The 21,269-nt window shown below is 70.2% G+C and carries 20 protein-coding genes and 1 pseudogene; 17 read left to right on the top strand and 4 right to left on the bottom strand.

Going from position 1 to position 21,269, the window contains the following annotated elements; genetic code table 11:
- The first annotated feature begins 38 nt into the window (after positions 1-38).
- The 8 genes from Leucomu_RS10525 (at position 39) to Leucomu_RS10490 (ending at position 7,526) form a co-directional block, all read left to right on the top strand.
- On the top strand, positions 39-587 hold the full coding sequence (locus Leucomu_RS10525) for a F0F1 ATP synthase subunit B (protein ID WP_017883369.1): 549 nt from the start codon (positions 39-41) through the stop codon (positions 585-587).
- Positions 587-1,363, top strand: a complete 777-nt coding sequence (locus tag Leucomu_RS10520; protein WP_128387194.1) for a F0F1 ATP synthase subunit delta — start codon at positions 587-589, stop codon at positions 1,361-1,363. Before Leucomu_RS10525 ends, Leucomu_RS10520 begins: the two co-directional genes overlap by 1 nt.
- Positions 1,364-1,417: 54 nt before the next feature.
- Positions 1,418-3,043, top strand: coding sequence for a F0F1 ATP synthase subunit alpha (gene atpA / locus Leucomu_RS10515; RefSeq protein WP_017883367.1), 1,626 nt, complete (start codon positions 1,418-1,420; stop codon positions 3,041-3,043).
- An 81-nt stretch (positions 3,044-3,124) separates the two neighbouring features.
- Entirely contained in the window at positions 3,125-4,015 is an 891-nt protein-coding gene (locus Leucomu_RS10510) for a F0F1 ATP synthase subunit gamma (protein ID WP_017883366.1), read from the top strand.
- Positions 4,016-4,036: 21 nt separating this feature from the next.
- Complete coding sequence (gene atpD / locus Leucomu_RS10505; protein ID WP_031289786.1) at positions 4,037-5,500, top strand: F0F1 ATP synthase subunit beta; 1,464 nt, start codon at positions 4,037-4,039, stop codon at positions 5,498-5,500.
- A 3-nt stretch (positions 5,501-5,503) separates the two neighbouring features.
- Complete coding sequence (locus Leucomu_RS10500; RefSeq protein ID WP_017883364.1) at positions 5,504-5,764, top strand: F0F1 ATP synthase subunit epsilon; 261 nt, start codon at positions 5,504-5,506, stop codon at positions 5,762-5,764.
- Between the two features lie 98 nt (positions 5,765-5,862).
- Positions 5,863-6,663 (top strand): YaaA family protein, encoded by an 801-nt coding sequence (locus Leucomu_RS10495; protein WP_017883363.1) that lies wholly within the window; start codon positions 5,863-5,865, stop codon positions 6,661-6,663.
- Between the two features lie 29 nt (positions 6,664-6,692).
- On the top strand, positions 6,693-7,526 hold the full coding sequence (locus Leucomu_RS10490; protein WP_017883362.1) for a PP2C family protein-serine/threonine phosphatase: 834 nt from the start codon (positions 6,693-6,695) through the stop codon (positions 7,524-7,526).
- A 326-nt stretch (positions 7,527-7,852) separates the two neighbouring features.
- Here Leucomu_RS10490 and Leucomu_RS10485 read toward each other — a convergent pair whose 3' ends face one another.
- Positions 7,853-9,205: an aminotransferase class III-fold pyridoxal phosphate-dependent enzyme gene (locus tag Leucomu_RS10485; protein ID WP_128387193.1), complete on the bottom strand. Its 1,353-nt coding sequence runs from the start codon at positions 9,203-9,205 to the stop codon at positions 7,853-7,855.
- A 178-nt stretch (positions 9,206-9,383) separates the two neighbouring features.
- Between Leucomu_RS10485 and Leucomu_RS10480 the strand changes: the two are divergent.
- The 7 genes and pseudogenes from Leucomu_RS10480 (at position 9,384) to Leucomu_RS10450 (ending at position 15,302) form a co-directional block, all read left to right on the top strand.
- Positions 9,384-9,861, top strand: a pseudogene (locus tag Leucomu_RS10480) (OsmC family protein).
- A 41-nt stretch (positions 9,862-9,902) separates the two neighbouring features.
- A complete protein-coding gene (gene metG, locus Leucomu_RS10475; RefSeq protein ID WP_128387192.1) occupies positions 9,903-11,513 on the top strand; it encodes a methionine--tRNA ligase in 1,611 nt (536 codons plus the stop codon).
- Entirely contained in the window at positions 11,510-12,445 is a 936-nt protein-coding gene (locus tag Leucomu_RS10470) for a TatD family hydrolase (protein ID WP_194294547.1), read from the top strand. The genes metG and Leucomu_RS10470 overlap by 4 nt, the downstream gene beginning before the upstream one ends.
- On the top strand, positions 12,438-13,367 hold the full coding sequence (rsmA, locus tag Leucomu_RS10465; protein ID WP_128387191.1) for a 16S rRNA (adenine(1518)-N(6)/adenine(1519)-N(6))-dimethyltransferase RsmA: 930 nt from the start codon (positions 12,438-12,440) through the stop codon (positions 13,365-13,367). Before Leucomu_RS10470 ends, rsmA begins: the two co-directional genes overlap by 8 nt.
- A gap of 9 nt (positions 13,368-13,376) precedes the next feature.
- The gene (locus Leucomu_RS10460; protein WP_128387190.1) at positions 13,377-14,303 is read left to right on the top strand and encodes a 4-(cytidine 5'-diphospho)-2-C-methyl-D-erythritol kinase; all 927 of its coding nucleotides are present in this window, start codon (positions 13,377-13,379) and stop codon (positions 14,301-14,303) included.
- A 79-nt stretch (positions 14,304-14,382) separates the two neighbouring features.
- A complete protein-coding gene (locus Leucomu_RS10455; protein WP_128387189.1) occupies positions 14,383-15,099 on the top strand; it encodes a DsbA family oxidoreductase in 717 nt (238 codons plus the stop codon).
- Between the two features lie 11 nt (positions 15,100-15,110).
- A complete protein-coding gene (locus Leucomu_RS10450; protein WP_128387188.1) occupies positions 15,111-15,302 on the top strand; it encodes a hypothetical protein in 192 nt (63 codons plus the stop codon).
- 175 nt (positions 15,303-15,477) lie between these two features.
- On the opposite strand, the gene Leucomu_RS10445 is transcribed toward Leucomu_RS10450, so the two are convergent.
- Positions 15,478-15,765, bottom strand: coding sequence for a hypothetical protein (locus Leucomu_RS10445; RefSeq protein WP_128387187.1), 288 nt, complete (start codon positions 15,763-15,765; stop codon positions 15,478-15,480).
- A 221-nt stretch (positions 15,766-15,986) separates the two neighbouring features.
- Between Leucomu_RS10445 and Leucomu_RS15740 the strand changes: the two genes are divergently transcribed.
- Both Leucomu_RS15740 and Leucomu_RS10435 read left to right on the top strand, forming a co-directional pair.
- Positions 15,987-16,160 (top strand): helix-turn-helix domain-containing protein, encoded by a 174-nt coding sequence (locus Leucomu_RS15740; protein ID WP_267128414.1) that lies wholly within the window; start codon positions 15,987-15,989, stop codon positions 16,158-16,160.
- 90 nt (positions 16,161-16,250) lie between these two features.
- Positions 16,251-18,452, top strand: a complete 2,202-nt coding sequence (locus Leucomu_RS10435) for a DUF7927 domain-containing protein (protein WP_128387185.1) — start codon at positions 16,251-16,253, stop codon at positions 18,450-18,452.
- Here Leucomu_RS10435 and Leucomu_RS10430 read toward each other — a convergent pair.
- Together Leucomu_RS10430 and Leucomu_RS10425 are read right to left on the bottom strand one after the other, a co-directional pair.
- Positions 18,449-20,401, bottom strand: coding sequence for a lipase family protein (locus Leucomu_RS10430; RefSeq protein WP_228407072.1), 1,953 nt, complete (start codon positions 20,399-20,401; stop codon positions 18,449-18,451). The two genes, Leucomu_RS10435 and Leucomu_RS10430, sit on opposite strands and share 4 nt — an antisense overlap.
- A 43-nt stretch (positions 20,402-20,444) precedes the next feature.
- A complete protein-coding gene (locus Leucomu_RS10425; protein WP_228407071.1) occupies positions 20,445-21,230 on the bottom strand; it encodes a helix-turn-helix domain-containing protein in 786 nt (261 codons plus the stop codon).
- Positions 21,231-21,269 lie beyond the last annotated feature (39 nt).

Genomic DNA, 21,269 nt, shown 5'->3' with positions numbered 1-21,269 from the left:
ACACAACGTTTCGTAACCTGACATGAGAGGAGGCAGCGATGATCAACACAATCGTTGTTGCTGCTGAGACCGCGGACCACAACCCGCTGCTCCCCGCGACGTACGACATCGTATGGTCGGCAGTCATCTTCGTCATCCTGCTCATCGCATTCTGGAAGGTCTTCCTTCCCAAGATGCAGGCGATGCTCGACGCTCGCGCCGAGGCCATCGAAGGCAACATCGCCAAGGCCGACGAGGCTCAGGCGAAGGCGGAGGCCGCGCTGCAGGAGTACACCGCGCAGCTCGCCAGCGCTCGCGAAGAGGCCGGCGTGATCCGCGAGGACGCCCGCGCCGACGGTGACAAGATCCGCGCGAAGGCCCGCGAAGAGGCTCACGCCGAGCAGGCCCGCATCGCGCAGGCCGCCCAGGCGCAGATCGAGGCCGAGCGCCAGAGCGCCGTGGTCTCGCTGCGCAAGGACGTCGGCTCGCTGGCCCTCGGCCTCGCTTCGAGCGTGGTCGGTGAGACCCTCACCGACGACCAGAAGGCGTCGGCGCTCGTCGATCGCTTCCTCGCCGATCTCGAGGCATCCGAGAAGGCGGCGAACTGATGGGAAGCGCGTCACGCGAAGCACTGGCCCAGGCGCGCACCGCGCTGCGGGCGGGAATCGACCCGGCGACCGGCGGCGAACTGCTGCAGGTCGCGGATCGGATCGCCGAGAGCCCCGCGCTTGCCTCGGCACTCGGCGACGCCTCGGCGAGCGCTGAGGCGAAGGGGCAGGTCGTGGCACGGCTCTTCGGCGGGCTCACCGCTGACGCGCGCTCCGTGCTCACCGCCGCCGTCGAGGCGCGCTGGTCGAACGTCGACGAGTTCGTCGCCGGTGTCGAGGAGCTCGGCCTGCGAGCCGAGGGCCTCGCCAACCCGGCGCTCTCCGACGATCTGCTCGCGGTCGCCGATCTGGTCGACCGCAACCACGAGCTCCAGCTCAGCCTCGGCAGCAAGCTCGCCGATCCGGCCGGCAAGGTTCGGCTCGTGCAGCGCCTGCTCGAGGGCAAGGCCTCGGCCTCCACGGTCGCGGTCGTGAGCCACCTCGTCGCGAACCCGCGCGGCCGCAGGCTCGACGCCTCGCTCCGCAGCGCCGCTCGTATCGCCGCCGACCAGAACGGCAGCGATCTCGCGACCGTCACGGTGGCGGCCCCGCTCTCGGCGGCTCAGCAGGAGCGGCTCGCCCGCGCGCTCGAGCAGTCGGCAGGCCGTCCGGTGAAGATCACGACGGTCATCGACCCCGAGCTCATCGGCGGCGTGCGCATCCAGATCGCCGACGACGTGATCGACGGCAGCGTTCGCGCCCGCCTCGATGACCTCCGACAGCAGCTCGCAGTATAGGGCACAACTTTTCACCCCGGGGGCGGCGCTTCCGGATCAGACAGAGGAAACGAAATGGCAGAACTCTCAATCAGCCCGGACGAGATCCGCGACGCGCTGAATGACTTCGCAGCGTCGTACGAGCCGGCCCAGGCGGAGAAGACCGAGGTCGGCACCGTGGTCGACGCCGCTGACGGCATCGCCCACGTCGAGGGCCTCCCCGGCGTGATGGCGAACGAGCTGGTGCGCTTCGCGGACGGCACCCTCGGCCTCGCGCAGAACCTCGAGGAGAACGAGATCGGTGTCGTCGTGCTCGGCGAGTTCACCGGCATCGAGGAAGGCCAGCAGGTCACCCGCACCGGCGAGGTGCTCTCGGTGCCCGTGGGCGAGGGCTACCTCGGCCGCGTGGTCGATCCCCTCGGCAACCCGATCGACGGCCTCGGCGAAATCGCCGGCGTCGAGGGCCGTCGCGCCCTCGAGCTGCAGGCCCCCGGCGTCATGCAGCGCAAGTCGGTGCACGAGCCGCTGCAGACCGGCATCAAGGCGATCGACGCGATGATCCCCGTCGGCCGCGGCCAGCGCCAGCTCATCATCGGCGACCGCCAGACCGGCAAGACCGCGATCGCGATCGACACGATCATCAACCAGAAGGCCAACTGGGAGTCGGGCGACACCACGAAGCAGGTGCGTTGCATCTACGTCGCCATCGGTCAGAAGGGCTCGACCATCGCCTCGGTGAAGGGCGCGCTCGAGGACGCCGGCGCGATGGAGTACACCACCATCGTCGCCTCGCCCGCCTCGGATCCCGCCGGCTTCAAGTACCTGGCGCCCTACACCGGCTCGGCCATCGGCCAGCACTGGATGTACGCCGGCAAGCACGTGCTCATCATCTTCGACGACCTGTCGAAGCAGGCCGAGGCCTACCGCGCCGTGTCGCTGCTGCTGCGCCGCCCGCCGGGGCGCGAGGCCTACCCGGGCGACGTGTTCTACCTGCACTCCCGCCTGCTCGAGCGCTGCGCGAAGCTCTCGGACGAGCTGGGCGCCGGCTCGATGACCGGCCTGCCGATCATCGAGACCAAGGCGAACGACGTGTCGGCCTACATCCCGACCAACGTGATCTCGATCACCGACGGCCAGATCTTCCTGCAGTCCGACCTCTTCAACGCCAACCAGCGCCCCGCGGTCGACGTGGGCATCTCGGTCTCGCGAGTCGGCGGCGACGCGCAGGTGAAGTCGATCAAGAAGGTCTCCGGCACCCTCAAGCTCGAGCTCGCCCAGTACCGTGCTCTCGAAGCGTTCGCGATGTTCGCCTCGGATCTCGACGCAGCCAGCCGCAAGCAGCTCGAGCGCGGTGCACGCCTCACCGAGCTGCTCAAGCAGCCGCAGTACACGCCGTACCCCGTCGAGGAGCAGACCGTCTCCATCTGGGCCGGTACCAACGGCTTCCTCGATGAGGTGCCGGTCGAGGACATCCTCCGCTTCGAGCGCGAGTTCCTCGACTACCTCGGCCGCAACTCCGAGGCGCTGAACACGCTCCGCTCGACCAACGTGCTCGACGACGACACCGTCGCCGAGATCACCGCGCAGATCGAGAAGTTCAAGAGCGAGTTCCGCACCTCGTCCGGCAAGAGCTTGAACGAGCAGTTCGACGCGCTCGACGAGGCAGAGATCAAGCAGGAGCAGCTGGTCGTCAAGAAGTAGTGACGGATCCCGGCGGGGGCGCGAGCCCCCGCCGATCCCGAACCACCTCGACCAGCCAGCCCCGACCAGTACAGGAGAGACATGGGAGCGCAACTTCGGGTCTACCGGCAGAAGATTCGTTCTGCCCAGACGACCAAGAAGATCACCCGTGCGATGGAGCTGATCGCAGCCTCTCGCATTCAGAAGGCTAAGGCCCGCGTCGCAGCGTCGACGCCGTACGCCACCGCGATCACCCGCGCGGTGTCCGCAGTCGCCACGCACTCGAACAACGCACACCCGCTGCTCGTCGAGGCCGACAAGGTCGAGCGGGCGGCAGTGGTGATCTTCACCTCCGACCGCGGCCTCGCGGGCGCCTTCAACTCGCAGGTGCTGCGCGAAGCGGAGGAGCTCAGCGAGCTGCTCCACGACGAGGGCAAGGAAATCGTGTACTACCTGATCGGCCGTAAGGCCCAGGGGTACTTCTCCTTCCGCCGTCGGGCCTCGGAGCGCGTGTGGACCGGTGACACCGAGAACCCCGCCTTCGAGACGGCGAAGGAGGTCGCCGAGGCTCTGCTCGAGATCTTCGGCCGCCCCGCCGCCGAGGGCGGTGCGCAGGAGATCCACCTCGTCTACAACCGCCTCATCAGCATGGTGAGCCAGGTTCCCGAGGTGCACCGCCTGCTCCCGCTGCAGGTCGTCGAGGGCGTCGCCGAGGCGACCCAGGCCCCCGAGGCGCTGTACGAGTTCGAGCCCGACGCCGACACGGTGCTCGACCAGCTGCTGCCGGCCTACATCGAGTCGCGCATCTTCAACGCCATGCTGGAGTCGGCCGCGGCGAAGCATGCCGCGACGCAGAAGGCGATGAAGTCGGCGAGCGACAACGCCGACGCGCTGATCCGCGACTACACGCGCCTCGCGAACAACGCTCGCCAGGCCGAGATCACCCAGCAGATTTCCGAGATCGTAGGCGGCGCCGACGCGCTGTCGAGCTAGAAAGCACGAAGAGAGAGAAACATGACCGAAACCGCCGCAGTGGCGACTGAGGCCGCAACGAAGGTTGTCGGGCGGATCGCTCGAGTGACCGGCCCCGTCGTCGACATCGAGTTCCCGCACGACGCGATCCCCGGCGTCTACAATGCTCTCGAGACCACCGTCGACATGGGCGAGGGCGCCGAGCCCTTCAAGCTCGTGCTCGAGGTCGCGCAGCACCTCGGCGACAACCTCGTCCGCGCCATCGCACTGAAGCCCACCGACGGCCTCGTGCGCGGCCAGGAGGTCGTCGACACCGGTGACTCGATCACCGTCCCCGTTGGCGACGTCACCAAGGGCAAGGTGTTCGACGTCGCGGGCAACGTGCTCAACCTCCCCGAGGGCGAGACCATCGAGGTGAGCGAGCGCTGGAGCATCCACCGCACCCCCCCGGCCTTCGACCAGCTCGAGTCGAAGACCCAGCTCTTCGAGACCGGCATCAAGTCGATCGACCTCCTCACCCCCTACGTGCAGGGCGGCAAGATCGGCCTGTTCGGCGGCGCCGGCGTGGGCAAGACCGTTCTGATCCAGGAGATGATCCAGCGCGTGGCCCAGGACCACGGCGGCGTCTCGGTGTTCGCCGGCGTCGGCGAGCGTACCCGTGAGGGCAACGACCTCATCCACGAGATGGACGAGGCCGGCGTCTTCGACAAGACCGCTCTCGTGTTCGGCCAGATGGACGAGCCCCCGGGGACCCGTCTGCGCGTCGCCCTGTCGGCCCTGACCATGGCGGAGTACTTCCGCGATGTGCAGAAGCAGGACGTGCTGCTCTTCATCGACAACATCTTCCGCTTCACGCAGGCGGGCTCCGAGGTGTCGACGCTGCTCGGCCGCATGCCCTCCGCAGTGGGCTACCAGCCGAACCTCGCCGACGAGATGGGTGTGCTCCAGGAGCGCATCACCTCGACCCGCGGTCACTCGATCACCTCGCTGCAGGCCATCTACGTGCCCGCCGACGACTACACCGACCCGGCCCCGGCGACCACCTTCGCGCACCTCGACGCGACCACCGAGCTCTCGCGCGAGATCGCATCGAAGGGTCTCTACCCCGCGATCGATCCGCTGACCTCGACCAGCCGCATCATGGATCCCCGTTACTTGGGCGAGGACCACTACCGCGTGGCGACCACCGTCAAGCAGATCCTGCAGAAGAACAAGGAGCTGCAGGAGATCATCGCGATCCTCGGCGTCGACGAGCTCTCCGAAGAGGACAAGATCACCGTCGCCCGCGCGCGCCGCATCCAGCAGTTCCTCTCGCAGAACACCTACATGGCGAAGAAGTTCACCGGTGTCGAGGGCTCCACGGTTCCCCTCGCGGAGACCATCGAGTCGTTCGATGCGATCTGCAAGGGCGAGTTCGACCACGTCGCAGAGCAGGCCTTCTTCAACGTCGGCGGCATCTCGGACGTTGAGGAGAACTGGGCCAAGATGCAGAAGGATCTGGCCTAAGCCATGGCGCTCAACGTGAGTGTCGTCTCGGCCGACCGCGAGGTCTGGACGGGTGAGGCCGCTCAGGTCGTCGCGAAGACGGTCGAGGGCGAGATCGGCATTCTCAGTGGTCACGAGCCGCTGCTCGCCCTGCTCGCGCAGGGCGAGGTGCGCGTGACCACCGCCGGCGGCGAGAAGGTGGCGGTCGACGCCGAGGGGGGCTTCCTCTCGGTCGACCACGACACGGTGACGATCGTCGCCGGTCGCGCGAGCATCGCGGCCTGAGGCTCGTCAGTCGGCTCCCGACCTCGGGGCCCGGAACACCTTTGGTGGTCCGGGCCCCGAGGTCTTTCCATTGCCGGGCGTACTAGGCTGGAGGCACCATGCTGATCCTGCTGCCGCCCTCCGAGACCAAACGCACCGGCGGTGACGGAACGCTGCAGCCGGCCGAGCTGCGCGGGCACGAGCAGCTGCACGATGCCCGCGGCCGCGTACGGGCCGCCCTCGAGCAGCTGAGCGCGGGCGATGAAGAGGCCGCCGCGAAGGCGCTGAAGCTCGGGGTCAAGAATCGCGGCGAGCTGCAACACAACCTGCGACTCGGAGACAGCGGCGTGCTGCCCGCGATCGAGCGGTACACGGGTGTGCTCTACGACGCCCTCGACGTGGTGTCGCTCGGCGCCCCCGAGCGGGCCTGGCTCGCCGACCACGTGCTCGTGCAGTCGGCGCTGCTCGGGCTCGTCGGCGCGGGCGACCGCATCCCCGCCTACCGGCTCTCAGCAGGCTCTCGCCTGCCGAGCCTCGGCTCCCCGCTCAAGCGCGTCTGGAGTGAAGCGCACGCCGCGCTCGACTGGTCGCAGGCCGGCCTCGTGCTCGATCTGCGCTCCAAGGACTACGGCGCGCTCGCCCCGCTGCCCTCGGGCGTCGGCTACTTCCTGCACGTCGCCCAGCGCGGCGACGACGGCGAGGTGCGAGCGCTCAACCACTTCAACAAGGCCGCGAAGGGCGACCTGGTGCGTCGTCTGGCCCGATCCGGCACCCGCGTCGACAGCCCCCGCCAGCTGCTCGACTGGGCCGCGCGCGAGGGCCTCGAGCTGAGCCTCGACGACGGCGAGCGCACCGTCACCCTCGTCACCGAGCTGGGTGCGCCGGCCGCCGAATCGGCGGCGCGCACCGCGGCGCGGTAGGATACTCGGGTGTCTCGGAGGTGGAAGCAGTGACCGCGCGCGGTGAGAACGCGTCGCGGCGACGTCTGCGCTACCGCAAAGACTCCGACCTCGAGATCGAGCTCTCATGGTTCGGGCTGACCGACGTCGGGCGGCGACGCGACACCAACCAGGACAGCTACGTCACGATCCCCCCGATCTTCGCGGTCGCCGACGGCATGGGCGGCCATTCGGCCGGCGAGATCGCATCGGCTGCCGTCGTGCGCCGGCTCGCCGAACTGGGCGGCACCGAGAACGTGACCGAGCGCGACATCGACGAGCTGCTCGGCGACGCCGTCGACGACATCGAGCTCGACGCGGGGGAGACCGAGCTCGGCGCCGGCACCACTGTCACGGGCGTGTGCCTGACCGCCGAGGACGAGCCCACGTGGCGCGTCTTCAATATCGGGGACTCCCGCGTCTACCAGTACTTCAAGGGAGCGCTCAGCCAGATCACCGTCGACCACTCCGTGGTGCAGCACCTCATCGACACCGGTGCCATCAGCGAGGAGGAAGCCGAGGTGCACCCCCACGCCAACGTAATCACACGCGCGGTCGGGTTCAACGAGGCGCCCATCCCCGACTACACGTCGCTCGCCCTCATCCCAGGCCAGCGCCTGCTCATCTGCTCCGACGGGCTCACGAAGGAGCTCACCGACATCGGCATCCAGCACTACCTGGCCTCGCAGCCGACCGCCGAGGAGGCGGCGCGCACGCTCGTGCAGCAGGCGCTCGACAACGCCGGCCGCGACAACGTGACCGTCATCGTGATCGACGTGCACGCCGTCGGAGACGTGGTCGACACCGGCAGCTTCGAGGCGTCGGGCCTCGAGATCACCGGCTAGGCCGCGCTTCGCGCCTGCGGCGCGCCCGCGCTTGGCTCGCGCTTCGCCCGCCATTCTCGATGGCCTCGAAAGGCGGGTATCGCACCCGAGACGGGGCGGATCCATGCGAAATCCGCCTTTCGCCACGCTTGGGATGCGCGGGCGAGGGCACGGTACGGGGTGCGGAGCACGCGGGGGCGCCGTCTCGCGGGATTGAAACGCGGAACCCCGCCGCCTCGCGATGAGGCGGCGGGGTTCGATGCGCTCGGCGGCGCAGCGGGACGCGGCGCTACGGGATGCGGCGCTACGGGAAGCCACGCGACGAGACGGGGCGCGCGGCGATCCGGCTACGCGGCCGCGAAGGCCTCGTCGAGCACGCCGATGACGTCGTCGATGAGCTCGTCGCTCATCTTGAGCGACGGCAGGAAGCGGATGCCCTGGTTGTGGATGCCGGTGCTCAGCAGCACCACGCCCTGCGAGGCCGCGAAGTCGATCACCTGCGCCACGAGCTTCGAATCAGGCTCGAGCGTGCCCGGCTTGACCACCTCGATGGCGAGCATCGCGCCGCGGCCGCGCACCTCGGCGATGCTGTCGTACTTCTCGGCGAGGCGGTTCAGGCCGGCCGTGAAGGAGGCCTCGATGCGCTTCGCCTCGCCCAGCAGGTTCTCGCGCTCGATCTGCTCGAAGACGGCGACGGCGGCGGCGCACGACACCGGGTTGCCCCCGAAGGTGCCGCCGAGGCCGCCGGGCTGCGAGCCGTCCATGATCTCGGCACGGCCGGTGATGCCCGCGAGGGGCAGGCCTCCCGCGATGCCCTTGGCCGAGAGCACGATGTCGGGCTCGACGCCGAACTGCTCGATCGAGAAGACGGTACCGGTGCGCGCCATGCCCGCCTGCACCTCGTCGGCGATGAACACGATGCCGTTCGCCCGGCACCTCTCGGCGAGCGCCGGGAGGTAGCCGTCGGCGGGAACGATGAAGCCGCCCTCGCCCTGGATCGGCTCGACGACGAGGCAGGCGAGATCCTCGGCCCCGGCCACCTTCTCGAGGTGGGCGATCGTGCGCGCCGCGGCCTCGGCGCCGCTCAGCCCGTCGTGCAGCGGGTACGAGTTGGGGGCCTTGTAGATGTCGCCCGCGCGCGGACCGTAGCCGAGCGCGTAGGGCGCCGCCTTGTGGTTCATGCTGCTCGTGAGCATGGTGCGGCCGTGGTAGGCGTGCTCGAGCACGGCGATGCCCGGGCGGCCGGTGTGCTTGCGGGCGATCTTGACGCCGTTCTCGACGGCCTCCGCGCCCGAGTTCATGAGCAGAGTCTTGTAGGGGTTCTCGGGGGTGGAGCCGGGCACGTGCTTGGCGAGGTGCTCGGCGACCTGCACGTACGGCTCGTAGGGGGTCATGGTGAAGAGGGTGTGGGTGACCTTGTTCAGCTGCTCGGTGGCGGCCGCGACGACGGCCCCGTCGGTGTGGCCGATGGTGGTCACGCCGATGCCGCCGCAGACGTCGACGAGGTGGTTGCCGTCGACGTCGACCAGGATCGAGTCGTGCGAGCGCTCGATGTAGACGGGCAGCACGCTGTGCACGCCGGGCGGCACGACCGCGCGGCGGCGCTCGTGGATCTCTCGTGAGCGGGGACCCGGGATCTCGGTGACGACGAGACGCTTCTGGGGGACGGACGATTCGATGACGGTCGCTTCTTCGCTCATGCACACGATCTTACTCTCGCCGGCCTGGGACGGCCGCGCGCCGTGGCGGCCGTGGCGGCCGGAGCGGTCGGAGCGGCCGGGAGTCGCCGGAAGGGGCCGGAAGGGGGGGGCGACGGGGAGCGTCCTGAGGCTGCCAGACGGGGCGGCGGGGGAGCCGGCGCGGGGTTAGGGTGAGGGTGTGAAGGATCTGCACGAGTACCGGGTCGAGATCGAGTGGACGGGCAACCGGGGCGCGGGCACGAGCGGCTACCGCGAGTACGGCAGGCAGCTGCTGATCCGGGCCGAGGGCAAGGCCGAGCTCGAGGGGTCGGCGGATCGCACCTTCCACGGCGACGCCGACCGGTGGAACCCCCGAGGAGCTGCTCGTCACCGCGCTCGCGCAGTGCCACATGCTGTCGTACCTGCACATGGCGGTGCGCGCGGGCGTGGTGGTCACCGCCTACACCGACGACGCGGTGGGCACGATGCGGCAGGAGGGGCTGGGAGGCGCCTTCACCGAGGTGCTGCTGAGGCCGCGGGTCACGGTCGCCGACGCCTCGATGGTCGAGGCGGCCCGCGCGGCCCACGCCGAGGCCCGGAAGGTCTGCTTCATCGCGAACTCGGTGAACTTCCCGGTGCGGCACGAGCCCGAGACCCTGGTGGCGGCGCGGGTGTAACACGGACGAGCGCGTCTGCGGTTCCCAATAGAATGGAACCCATGGCACTCGACCAGCAGGCACAGCCCTCCTCGTTCTCCATCACCACCCCCATCTTCTACGTGAACGACGCGCCCCACATCGGGCACGCGTACACCGAGGTGGCGGCTGACGTGCTGGCGCGGTGGCACCGGCAGGCGGGCGACGACACCTGGTTCCTCACGGGCACCGACGAGCACGGTCAGAAGATCCTGCGCACCGCCACCGCGAACGGCGTCGCGCCGAAGGAGTGGGCGGATCGCCTGGTCGAGTCGGCGTGGAAGCCCCTGCTCGGCACGATCGACCTCTCGAACGACGACTTCATCCGCACCACCGACGCCCGGCACGAGGAGGGCGTCGCGAAGTTCCTGCAGAAGCTGCACGACGACGGCCACGTCTACGCCGGCGAGTTCGAGGCGCTGTACTGCGTGGGCTGCGAGGAGTTCAAGCCGAAGAGCGAGATCGTCGACGGCGAGGGCGCCTTCGAAGGCGAGAAGGTGTGCGCGATCCACTCGAAGCCGCTCGAGCTGCTGCAGGAGAAGAACTACTTCTTCAAGATGAGCGCCTTCCAGGAGCGCCTGCTCGCGCTCTACGAGGAGCGCCCCGACTTCGTGCAGCCCGCGAGCGCGCGCAACGAGGTCATCGCCTTCGTCCAGCAGGGCCTCGAAGACCTGTCGATCTCGCGCACCTCGTTCGACTGGGGCATCCCCATCCCGTGGGACTCGTCGCACGTCACTTACGTGTGGTTCGACGCGCTGCTCAACTACGTCACCGCCACGGGTTACGGATCCGATCCCGAGCAGTTCGAGCGACGCTGGCCCGCGACCCACATCGTGGGCAAGGACATCCTGCGCTTCCACGCGGTGATCTGGCCCGCCATGCTGATGGCGGCGGGGCTCGAGGTGCCGCGCAACGTGTTCGCGCACGGCTGGCTGCTGGTGGGCGGCGAGAAGATGTCGAAGTCGAAGCTCACCGGCATCGCGCCCAACGAGATCACCGACACCTTCGGCTCCGACGCGTTCCGCTACTACTTCATGCGCGCGATCTCGTTCGGCCACGACGGCTCCTTCAGCTGGGAAGACCTGTCGGCCCGCTATCAGGCAGAGCTCGCCAATGGTTTCGGCAACCTCGCCAGCCGCGTGCTCGCGATGAACAAGAAGTACTTCGCGGGCCGCGTGCCGGCCGCGGCGGTCTCGGCCGACGAGCAGCCCGCCGACGCCGCGATCCGCGAGCTCGCCGCCGACGTGACCGCCCGCGCCGACGAGCGCATCTCCGCCTTCGCGATCCACGAGGCGATCGCGGCGGTCTGGGAGCTGGTCGACGCCCTCAACGGCTACATCACCGAGCAGGAGCCGTGGGCTCTGGCGAAGGATCCCGAGCAGCGCGACCGCCTCGCCGCCGTGCTCTACACGACCACCGAGGGGCTGCGCGTGCTGGCCGAGCTGCTCGCCCCGGTCATTCCGCAGGCCGCCGCGAAGCTGTGGACCGCACTGGGCGCCGAGCAGCAGTTGGGCGCGCTCGCCGAGCAGCCGATCCGCGAGGCCGGCCGCTGGGGTCGGCTCGCCGCGGGCACCGAGCAGCAGGCGCTCGCCGCCCTGTTCCCGCGCATCGAGACGGAGGGCGAGGGCAAGTGACCGGCGCCGAGGTGCCGGCGGGCGGCCTGCGCAAGCGGGCGGCGCCCCAGGCGACCGGGGGCACTGGGAAGGGATCGCAGACGCGCGACCTGACCCGCCCCGCGACCCCCGAGCCGCTGCCGATCCCGGTCTACGACAACCACGCCCACCTCGAGTTCGAAGACGGGGTCGACCAGCTCGATCCGCTCGACTCGCTGGCGCGGGCGGTGTCGGCGGGCGTGCGCGGCATCGTGCAGGTCGGCACCGATCTCGAGACGAGCCGCTGGAGCGCGCAGCTCGCGGCGAGCGACCCTCGTGTGCTCGCCGCGGTCGCGCTGCACCCCAACGAGGCGCCCCGCCTCTTCGCCGAGGGACTGCTGAGCTCGCACCTCTCGGAGATCGCGCGTCTCGCCGCGCAGCCCCGGGTGCGGGCGGTCGGTGAGACCGGCCTCGACTTCTTCCGCACCGGCGAGGACGGCCGCGCGGCGCAGATCGAGTCGTTCGAGACGCACATCGAGATCGCGAAGGCCAACGGCATCGCCCTGCAGATCCACGATCGCGACGCGCACGACGAGGTCGTGGCGACGCTGCTGCGGGTGGGTGCGCCCGAGCGCACGGTGTTCCACTGCTTCTCGGGCGACGCGCGGCTCGCGCGCGTCTGCAACGAGCACGGATGGTACATGTCGTTCTCGGGCACCTCGACCTTCAAGAACGCGCCGGCGCTGCGCGAGGCGCTCACGGTGGCGCGGCCCGAGCTCGTGCTCGCCGAGACCGACGCCCCGTTCCTCACCCCCGAGCCGTTCCGCGGGCGGCCCAACGCGCCCTACCTGCTGCCGCACACGGTGCGCCGCATGGCCGAGACGCTCGATGAGCCCCTCGACGACGTCTGCGCGCGCCTCGCGGTGAACACCGAGCGCGTGTACGGCGCGTGGGACGCCGGCGACGATGACTGAGCCGCCGCTGCCCTCGGAGCAGAACGCGGGCGCCGCGCGCCTGCTCGGGCCGAACGAGGTGCGCGACCTCGCCGAGCGCTTCGGCGTCTCGCCCACCAAGAAGCTGGGGCAGAACTTCGTCATCGACCCCAACACGGTGCGCAAGATCGTGCGCCTCGCCGGCGTCGAGGCGGGCGACCGCGTCATCGAGATCGGGCCTGGACTCGGATCGCTCACCCTCGGTCTCACCGAGGCGGGCGCCGACGTCACGGCGATCGAGATCGATCGTCGTCTCGCGGTCGAGCTGCTGAACACGGCCCGGCAGATGCAGCCGGAGGTCTTCGCGGGCGCCGCGGCCCCGCGCCTGCGCGTCATCCACACCGATGCTCTCGAGCTGAGCGCCGAGATGCTCGGGGCCGCCCCGGCGCCCCCCGAGGTGCTGGTCGCGAATCTGCCCTACAACGTGTCGGTGCCGATCCTCATGCATCTGCTCGAGCTGGTGCCGGGCCTGCGCCGGGGCCTCGTGATGGTGCAGGCCGAGGTGGGGTACCGCATCGCGGCGGGCCCCGGTTCGAAGGAGTACGGCGCCCCGAGCGCGAAGGCCGCCTGGTACGGGGAGTGGCGGATCGCGGGCACCGTGAGCCGCCGCATCTTCTGGCCGGTGCCGGGCGTCGACTCGGTGCTCGTCGGGTACGAGCGCTTCGCCGAGCCGCGGGGCGACGAGGGGGAGCGCGGTCGCACCTTCGAGCTGGTGAACGCGGCGTTCGCGCAGCGGCGCAAGATGCTGCGCCAGGCGCTGCAGCCCGTGCTCGGCCCGCTCGACGTCGCGGTCGAGACGATCGAGGCGGCGGGGGTGGCCCCGACCGCCCGCGCCGAGCAGCTCCGCATCGACGAGTTCCTCGCGATCGCCCGCGTGCATCTGGGGCGCTCCGGGGTGCGCTAGCGTGTAACCATGAGCGCGATTCGGGGGCGATCGATCACGGTGCGGGCGCCGGGCAAGATCAACGTGTTCTTCCGCGTGGGCGCGCTGCAGAGCGACGGATACCACGACGTGGCGTCGCTGTATCAGGCGGTGTCGCTGTTCGAGGAGGTGACGGCTGCGCCGTCCGACGGCTTCTCGGTGCGATTCACCGGTCCGATCGACGGCGGCGCGCTGCCGACCGACGACACGAACCTCGCGATCCGCGCTGCACGGCTGCTGGCCGAGCGCACGGGATACGCGGGCGGCGTCGACCTGACGGTGTTCAAATGGGTGCCGATCGCCGGCGGCATGGGCGGCGGGTCGGCCGACGCCGCAGCGACGCTCGTGGCCTGCGACGAGCTGTGGGGCACCGAGCTCGGCCGCTCGGGCCTGCTGCCGCTCGCCGCAGAGCTCGGCGCCGACGTGCCGTTCGCGCTCGAGGGCGGCACCGCGGTGGGCACGGGGAGGGGCGATGAGCTCAGCCCCGCGCTCGCGAAGGGCACATTCCACTGGGTGCTCGCGCTCTCGGAGGCCGGTCTCAGCACGCCGGTGGTGTACCGGGCGCTCGATCGCCATCGCGACGCGCACCTGCGAGATCTCGGCCGGCAGCCCGATCAGGTGAAGGTCGACACGGCCGTGCTGCAGGCGGTGCGGGTGGGCGACGCCGACTCGCTGGCCGAAGCGATGCACAACGATCTGCAGGTCGCGGCCCTCAAACTCGCTCCCGAGTTGACCGAGCTGCTGGAGCTGGGGGAGTCGCGGGGCGCACGCGCGGGAATCGTGTCCGGGTCGGGGCCGACCGTGGCGTTCCTGGTCGGCGACGCGCAGGAGGCGGCCGAGTTGCGCAGCGTGCTGAGCCGCGCGGGGGTGCGCGCGCTCACGGTGACCGGGCCGGTGGCGGGGGCGCGGATCCTCTGATCCGATCGCGCACCCCGCCTGTCTCCCGGGAATCGGGCCGCCGCGGAATAGTGCGGGCCGCGCCGCGGTTGCACCGACCATGACGGGAACCATCAAGGTCGACATCTGGTCCGACATCGCCTGCCCCTGGTGCTACATCGGCAAGCGCCGCTTCGAGGCGGGCGTCGCAGCGTTCCGCGAGCAGAGGCCCGACGTCGACTTCGAGGTCGAGAGCCACAGCTTCGAGCTGGCGCCCGACACTCCGCTCGACTTCTCGGGCAGCGAGGTCGATTTCCTCGTGCGCCACAAGGGGATGCCGGCCGCGCAGGTGGAGCAGATGCTCGCGCAGATGACGGAGCTGGCGGCGGCAGACGGCATCGAGTTCGACTTCTCGAGGGTGAAGCACGCGAACACCGCTCGCGCGCACCGGATCCTGCACCTCGCCGCCGAGTCGGGTGCGCAGTCGGCGATGCAGGACCGGCTCTTCCGGGCCTACTTCTCGGAGGGGGAGGACATGTCCGATCCGCACACCCTGGCGCGCCTCGGGGCGGAGGTCGGTCTCGATCCCGACGCCGTGCTCGCCGCGCTCGACGACGACGGCTACGGCGAAGCGGTGCAGCGGGACATCACCCGTGCGCGTATGCTCGGGGTGAACGGCGTGCCGTTCTTCCTGCTGGACCAGAAGTACGGCATCTCGGGCGCGCAGAGCGCCGAAGCCTTCGCGGGGGCGTTCGAGCAGGTGCTCGGCTTCCGCGCCGGCGACGGCGGCGCGGCGGGCGCCGACGAGAACGACCACGAGCACGGCGACCGGGCCTGAGAGGAATGAAGATGAGCGAGAATCGGGAAGCGGCGTCGGTCGCGGCGGAGGCCGTGGAGGCCGAGATCCGAGCGGGGCTCGACCCGAACGCCGGCCTGCAGGGCGCGGCGGGCTTCGCCGACGCGGAGACGCGCGAGATCCTCAATCTGCTGGGCGACGGCGAAGCGGGCGGGGCCTGCTGCGGCGGGAGCTGCTGCGCCTGATCTCTGTCTCTGATCTCCGGTCTCCGGTCTCTGATATCTCACTTCCGGTTTCTGATCTCCGGTCTCCGGTCTCCGGTCCTCAGCCGCGCATGAGGAGAAGGCGACGCGCCCGCGAAGGAGCTTCGAGCGATGCGTCGGACCGCCGAAGACCCCGCGGCTCATGTGCGGACTGCGTTCAGCGAGGCTGGGACTCGTCTCCGTCCCAGGCTCGTGCGTCGTTGATGAAGTCGTACGGGCTGATCCCGAAGAGTTGGGCGACGATCGCGATGTCGTTGGTGGTCATGGCCTGCCGAAGCTTCAGGATCTTGTCCCAGTAGCCGTTCGAGCGGTCGGTTCGCGCGGCGAGCCAGCGGCCCGACTGGTCGCCTCCCGCTCCGGCGACCAAGTGACTCAGATACGCGCCCAGGTGGCGTGCGAACGGCGTCGGCACGAGCGTTGAGCGGCGTTTCCCGGGTTCTGACATGCATCAAGAGTAGTCAGCGCCGCGGGATGCGGCACGGCCTCATACCGATCGCACTGCATTCTCCGCACGAGGCCTGCCGGTCTCTGAAGGAAACTGATTGCTTCGCGATTGAATTGAACACAAATGTGTGCAATCATCGATCTGTGCACACAAATGTGAACAGTAAGGAGTGGGAGAAAGCGGTCGCTGCAGCGGTCCGAATCGAACTTGCGCGCCACCGGGTGCAACCGACGGCGGTGGCGGCCCTGCTCGGACTGCACGTCGAGACGGTGCTGCACCGCCTCGACGCCTCGATCGCTTTCAACGTCTCGGAACTGGAACTGATCGCACGGATGCTGCATCTCGACGTGCAGATCTTCTTCGATCAGGCCGAGCGCATCCGGAAGCCGGTCTGAATCCCGGCTGTCTCCCACTCCGCCGATGAACCCGGGGCGGGCAGCGCACTCGCGCATGCCTGCCTCGCACCCGAGGAATGGAAGGCGAGAATGACAAGGAAACATCACTCGCGAAGGCGAACGAGCGCGGTAGCCGCGCTCGCGCTCTCGCTCGCGGTCGTAGGAGGCGGGCTGACGCCGCTGCTCGAAGCCGCACCATCGCACGCCTCACTCGACGGCATGTGCGAGCCGGACACCTTCTACACGCTCGATCGATCATCCGGAGCCGACGCCACCGAGCTCTCGATCAAGAAGGCCACCTTCGGCGCCGACGGAACCATCAACCCCGCCCTGACCCCGATCGACGCGGACCAGCCGCTGAGCGTATCGGGCCTCGGCAGCACGCAGAAGAACACCTACGACGGGAGCACCGGCGGAGCGGTTCCGTCGACCCACTACCTGAACGCTCTCGGCACGGCGCAGAACGGCGACGTCTGGTTCATCGACCAGCGCGGCGTGTACGGGCAAGCCGGGGTGACCGAGCCGGTGGTGGACGTCTACCACTACTCCGATCCCCACGACGGCTTCCCCAAGCTGCACCTCGCCTATCCGGCGATGTCGTTGAACAGCCCCGTCGCCGGATACGTGGTGGGCGGTGCCGTCGACCAGCTCTCGGGTCACTACTACTTCGCCTACTTCTCCCAGGCGCCGCTCGAGAACGGCGGCAGCGACCCCGAGAAGCGCCGATTCCATCTCTACCGGGCCGTCTCCACCACCGATGGCGCGATGGAGCCCTCGGCGGGCGAGGTCGCCCACGTCGACTTCCCCGTTCCGGCCGCGCTCTCGAATGTCGCCAACGATCTGAACGGCGACTTCGCCTTCGACGCTGACGGCAATCTGCAGGCCGTTGTCACCGACAGCGAGGGAGACTCCGTCCGAGTGCAGCTGAACCGCGCGGAGTTCGAGGGCTTGGCCGGGCGCCAGTCCGGTCGGCCGGGTGACGGCGTCCGAGGCGATGAGAGCGACCCGCTGAAGGTGCCGACGATCCAGGTGCCAGAACATCTGACGCTCGTGTCTCCCGTGCTCGTGCCCCGGGTCAACGGTGTCGCCTTCACCGAGGGCGGGGCGATGATCACCCAGGCCGGCAACCGGAACGTGATGCGGGACTCCGTCACCTTCGCACCCACCGGTTCGCTCGTGGACATGACGGGTGTCGACGGCGATCTCGTAGACCTCGCCTCATGCGCCGCCCCGGACATCGCGCTGCCCGATCCCGGTTTCGAGCTGACGAAGCACTCGGACCCCGCCTCGGGCGTCTCGGTGCAGCCCGGCGCCGCGATCGCCTACACGGTGACCGGTATCAACACCGGCGACACCGTGCTCGATCCTGTCGTGATCAGCGACGACCTGTCGCGGGTCTTCGCATTCGCCGAGTATCCGAACGATCTGCGCACCGTCGTCGCGAACCCCGACGGCACCCCGGTGCCGGGCGCTCCCGATGCCGTTATCGGGAGCGAGAGCCTGGGCTGGACGGGTGTGCTGCAGGTCGGCCAGCGGGTGACGATCACCTACTCCGTGATCGTGAACGAGGGCGTCGAGGGCGAGACTCTCGAGAACAGGGTCACCGGGTCGGGCACGCCTCCCGGCTCTCCCGGCGAGCCGCCCAGTCCCATCGAGCCTCCCGCGGTGACGACTCACCACCCCGTGCCCGGTTTCGAGATCTCGAAGGGAGCGGATCCGGCGTCGGGAACCGAGGTGGATCCCGGGGAGACTATCACCTACACCCTGACCGGCACGAACATCGGGGCGACTCTGCTCGACCCCGCGACCCTGACCGATGACCTCTCCGGGGTCGTCGTGCACGCGCACTTCAACGACGACGCCATCGCAGAGATCGACGGAACGCCTGTCGTCGCTCCGACCCGCACGGGCGATACGCTCGCCTGGGCCGGGGCGCTGCGACCGGGCGAGACCGTCACGGTCACGTATTCGGTGACGGTGCACCCCGATGCTGCGAACGTCAGCCTGCACAACCTGCTCACCGGCGCTGCGACCCCGCAGGTTCCCGATCCGGGGAATCCGACCGGTCCGCCGATCCCCGGCGAACCCCTCGTCCCCCCGGAGGAGGAAACCGAGCATCCGCTGACTTCGCGCACGCCGGCCGATCCCGGAGCGGGCCCCTCGGGCGGCAGCCCCGCGAAACCGCTCGCCTCCACGGGCGACCCGCTGGTACCGTTCCTGGGTGCGCTGGGCGGAGCGCTTCTCCTGGCGGGCGCGACTCTTCTCGGAGTCCGCCGGTTCACGCGGGTCTAGCGCCCCGCTGCGTTCTCCCGGAGGGAACCATGACGGGCGGGTCCGGTTCGTGCGCTCGGCGCGCGAACCGGACCCGTCGGTTCCCGGCGCCGTCTCGTGAGCCGACGACGCGATGACGAGCCCGCGAGATCACCCCGGCAGGTCGTCGCAGTTGGGGGTGGCGGGGGCGCCGTTCCAGCGGTCGAGCGTCCACTGCACGATCTGCGGGGTGAGCGGCGAGTCGGCGGCGACGAGCGTGTTGTGGCTGAGCCCGGGGAAGGTGCGGTAGTCGATCTGCTCGCCCGCCCCGCAGCGCGCGGCGACCCAGTCGTGCTGCATGTCGGGCTTGACGAGCGGATCGGCGAGCCCCTGCGCGACCATGACGGGCGCGGGGAAGGGACCCGTGGGATCCTGCGCCTTGAGCCGGTCGCCGAACTCGCCGGCGAGGACGCTGTCGGGGAAGATCTGGTTCGGCACCTGCGAGCCCCGCAGGATGGCGGCGAGCACGTCGTCGCCGTTGAAGCAGAGATCCTCGATCTTCTCGACACCGCCGGCCGACCCGGGGGGGGGGGAGGGGGGAGGTGCCGCTCGAGCTCGAGCTCGGGGTAGATGCGGTCCCAGGTGGCCGCGATGTAGGCGGACACGGTCTTGCCCGCCGCGTCGGTCTTGTCGGCCTCGGCGAGGCCGTAGAGGTCGGCGGCCGGCGCGAACGCGGCAACGCCCTTCACGGTGAGCTCGGGGGCGTAGTCGCCCGCGATCTGGCCCGTCCACAGCGCGCCCTGCCCGCCCTGCGAGTGGCCCCAGACCACCGTGTCGGTGGTGGTCTCGAGCTGATCGAGCTGCTGCACGGCGCGCGACGCGTCGAGCACGTTGCGGGCCTCTGCGTCGCCGATCAGGTAGGGGTGGGTGCCCTGGGTGCCGAGCCCGATGTAGTCGGAGGTGACGGCGGCCCAGCCGTGCTGCGTGACCATTTCGGCGAGCGCGGTGCCCGCGCCGTCGGCGAAGGGGGCGGCGCTCAGCGAGGGTGCGCACTTCGGCACGACGCCGGTGGTGCCGTGCGCGACGGTGAGCAGGGGGAGCGGCTCGTCGCCGAGCTGCTTCGGGGCGATGACGGTGCCGCTCGACACGGCCGGCGACCCGTCCGGGTGGGTGGTCGTGTAGAGGATCCGCCACGCCTGTGCTCCCGCGGGCACCCCGGTGGTGAGGGGTTCCGCGCGCAGCAGCCGGCCGGGCTCGCTCGGGACCTCGGCGGGCGCGGCGTAGAAACGACCGGGCTCCGGGAGCGGGGCGCCGCCGAGGATCGTGCCGCTGCCGTAGGCGAGGAGGAGCGCGAGCGCGAGCGCCGCCACCGAGCCGAGGGCGCGCGTCCAGCGCCGTGCCCGCGACGGGCGCACGGCGCCGCCCCCGGTGTCGGTCTCGCGATCCGCCGCATCACCGCGACGGGAGCGCCGGCGGGGGATCAGCTCGATCAGCGTGCGCAGCCCGAAGAACACGAACCAGGCGCCCACCCCGTAGCGGAACACCGCGAGGGTGAGCACCGGCCAGGTGAAGGTGAGCGCGCCGAACGCGGCCGTCGCGACCGCCGCGATGAGGTCGGAGGCGCGGTCGGGGGCGTCCGAGCGGAGCGCCCGCACCGCCGAGAACAGCCCGTGCGCGACGAGCGCGGCGCCGATGAGGAACGCGAGGCCCGGAGCGCCGCCCGCGGGCCAGATCGCGATGACGGCCCCGAGGAGCATGACGAGGACCGCGAGCGCTAGACCCGTGCGCGAGATCCGGCCCGAGCCGGTCGCGCGGTCGCGGCGGGTGCGCAGCAGCAGCACGACACCCGTGAGCAGCAGCGCCGCGCCGGTGACGACCGCGATGGCCTGCGGCGACAGCGGCGCGAGGAACAGGGCGGTGCCCGCGAGCACCGAACCGAGGCCGAGCATGATGCGCAGCGGCGTGCCCGCGTGCGACGCTGAGGAGGTCATGGACCTACTCTGGCACAGCCGTCGCCGTCGCGGGAGAAGCGGATCACGCTCCGGTGGCGCGGGTCTCGAGCGCGGTGAGCGGGTCGTCGGCCAGCAGGCGCTGCGCCACCCCGGACTCCCGGCTCAGCGACTTCAGCAGGCTCGCCCGGGAAGCGTAGCCGGCGTAGTGCGCGGCGGCCGGCACGCTGTCGCCCGCGCGCAGTCTGCTGATGGCGACGTTGAGCTTGGCCCGCGCCCGCCAGTTCGTGAACGGCAGATCGGTCTCGTCCCGGAACAGGCGCTGCACGTGGCGCACGCTCGTGCGCCGCCTCGCGGCGAGACGCTCGAGCGTCAGATCGCTCGCGACGGCCGCGCGGGCCACCTCGCGGGCGACGGGGTGGGTGGGCATGCGCAGCGCGAAGTAGGGGGCGTCGAGGTCGAGCAGCACCTCGTCGAGCGCCTCGCGGAAGACGCGGATCTGGGCGTCGGTGCGGGGGGAGGCCCCGAGGATCATGCGTGCGATCTCGGTGAGCCGCGGCACCACGCCGAGCACGCGCATCGGCACCGGCGGCGTCGTGCCGGGGGAGAGGAATGGGCCGAGCACCACGCTGTCGGGGGCGTACTGCGCGGAGTGGGGTACGTCGGCCGCGAGCCAGAGGTTCTCCTTCGCATCGAGGTGCACGGGGGCGCCGTCGACGACGAGGTCGGCGGTGCCGCTCACGACGTGGATGAGGTGCGGCACCGGGTGCGTGTGGGTGTCGTGGCCGAGGAAGCGCACGGAGTTCTCGGGCACCACGTCGAAGAGTCGGGTGTGCGGCATGCGATCCCCCTCGGTCTTCCGGTCATCCATGTCGTCTCGGTGCGGCTGCGGTGTCGGGTTGGTGCTCGT

The sequence above is a fragment of the Leucobacter muris genome (genome assembly GCF_004028235.1).
Classification (GTDB): domain Bacteria; phylum Actinomycetota; class Actinomycetes; order Actinomycetales; family Microbacteriaceae; genus Leucobacter; species Leucobacter muris.
Note: the sequence above shows the minus strand (reverse complement) of the source record. Positions and strands in the feature narration are given on the sequence as shown.

What these genes read in the sequence shown, in the direction of transcription:
- Leucomu_RS10525 (WP_017883369.1), top strand. Translation starts at nt 39, where the DNA reads ATGATCAACACAATCGTTGTTGCTGCTGAGACCGCGGACCACAACCCG.
- Leucomu_RS10520 (WP_128387194.1), top strand. Translation starts at nt 587, where the DNA reads ATGGGAAGCGCGTCACGCGAAGCACTGGCCCAGGCGCGCACCGCGCTG.
- atpA (WP_017883367.1), top strand. Translation starts at nt 1,418, where the DNA reads ATGGCAGAACTCTCAATCAGCCCGGACGAGATCCGCGACGCGCTGAAT.
- Leucomu_RS10510 (WP_017883366.1), top strand. Translation starts at nt 3,125, where the DNA reads ATGGGAGCGCAACTTCGGGTCTACCGGCAGAAGATTCGTTCTGCCCAG.
- atpD (WP_031289786.1), top strand. Translation starts at nt 4,037, where the DNA reads ATGACCGAAACCGCCGCAGTGGCGACTGAGGCCGCAACGAAGGTTGTC.
- Leucomu_RS10500 (WP_017883364.1), top strand. Translation starts at nt 5,504, where the DNA reads ATGGCGCTCAACGTGAGTGTCGTCTCGGCCGACCGCGAGGTCTGGACG.
- Leucomu_RS10495 (WP_017883363.1), top strand. Translation starts at nt 5,863, where the DNA reads ATGCTGATCCTGCTGCCGCCCTCCGAGACCAAACGCACCGGCGGTGAC.
- Leucomu_RS10485 (WP_128387193.1), bottom strand. Translation starts at nt 9,205, where the DNA reads ATGAGCGAAGAAGCGACCGTCATCGAATCGTCCGTCCCCCAGAAGCGT.
- metG (WP_128387192.1), top strand. Translation starts at nt 9,903, where the DNA reads ATGGCACTCGACCAGCAGGCACAGCCCTCCTCGTTCTCCATCACCACC.
- rsmA (WP_128387191.1), top strand. Translation starts at nt 12,438, where the DNA reads ATGACTGAGCCGCCGCTGCCCTCGGAGCAGAACGCGGGCGCCGCGCGC.
- Leucomu_RS10460 (WP_128387190.1), top strand. Translation starts at nt 13,377, where the DNA reads ATGAGCGCGATTCGGGGGCGATCGATCACGGTGCGGGCGCCGGGCAAG.
- Leucomu_RS10455 (WP_128387189.1), top strand. Translation starts at nt 14,383, where the DNA reads ATGACGGGAACCATCAAGGTCGACATCTGGTCCGACATCGCCTGCCCC.
- Leucomu_RS10450 (WP_128387188.1), top strand. Translation starts at nt 15,111, where the DNA reads ATGAGCGAGAATCGGGAAGCGGCGTCGGTCGCGGCGGAGGCCGTGGAG.
- Leucomu_RS10445 (WP_128387187.1), bottom strand. Translation starts at nt 15,765, where the DNA reads ATGTCAGAACCCGGGAAACGCCGCTCAACGCTCGTGCCGACGCCGTTC.
- Leucomu_RS10435 (WP_128387185.1), top strand. Translation starts at nt 16,251, where the DNA reads ATGACAAGGAAACATCACTCGCGAAGGCGAACGAGCGCGGTAGCCGCG.
- Leucomu_RS10430 (WP_228407072.1), bottom strand. Translation starts at nt 20,401, where the DNA reads ATGACCTCCTCAGCGTCGCACGCGGGCACGCCGCTGCGCATCATGCTC.
- Leucomu_RS10425 (WP_228407071.1), bottom strand. Translation starts at nt 21,230, where the DNA reads ATGGATGACCGGAAGACCGAGGGGGATCGCATGCCGCACACCCGACTC.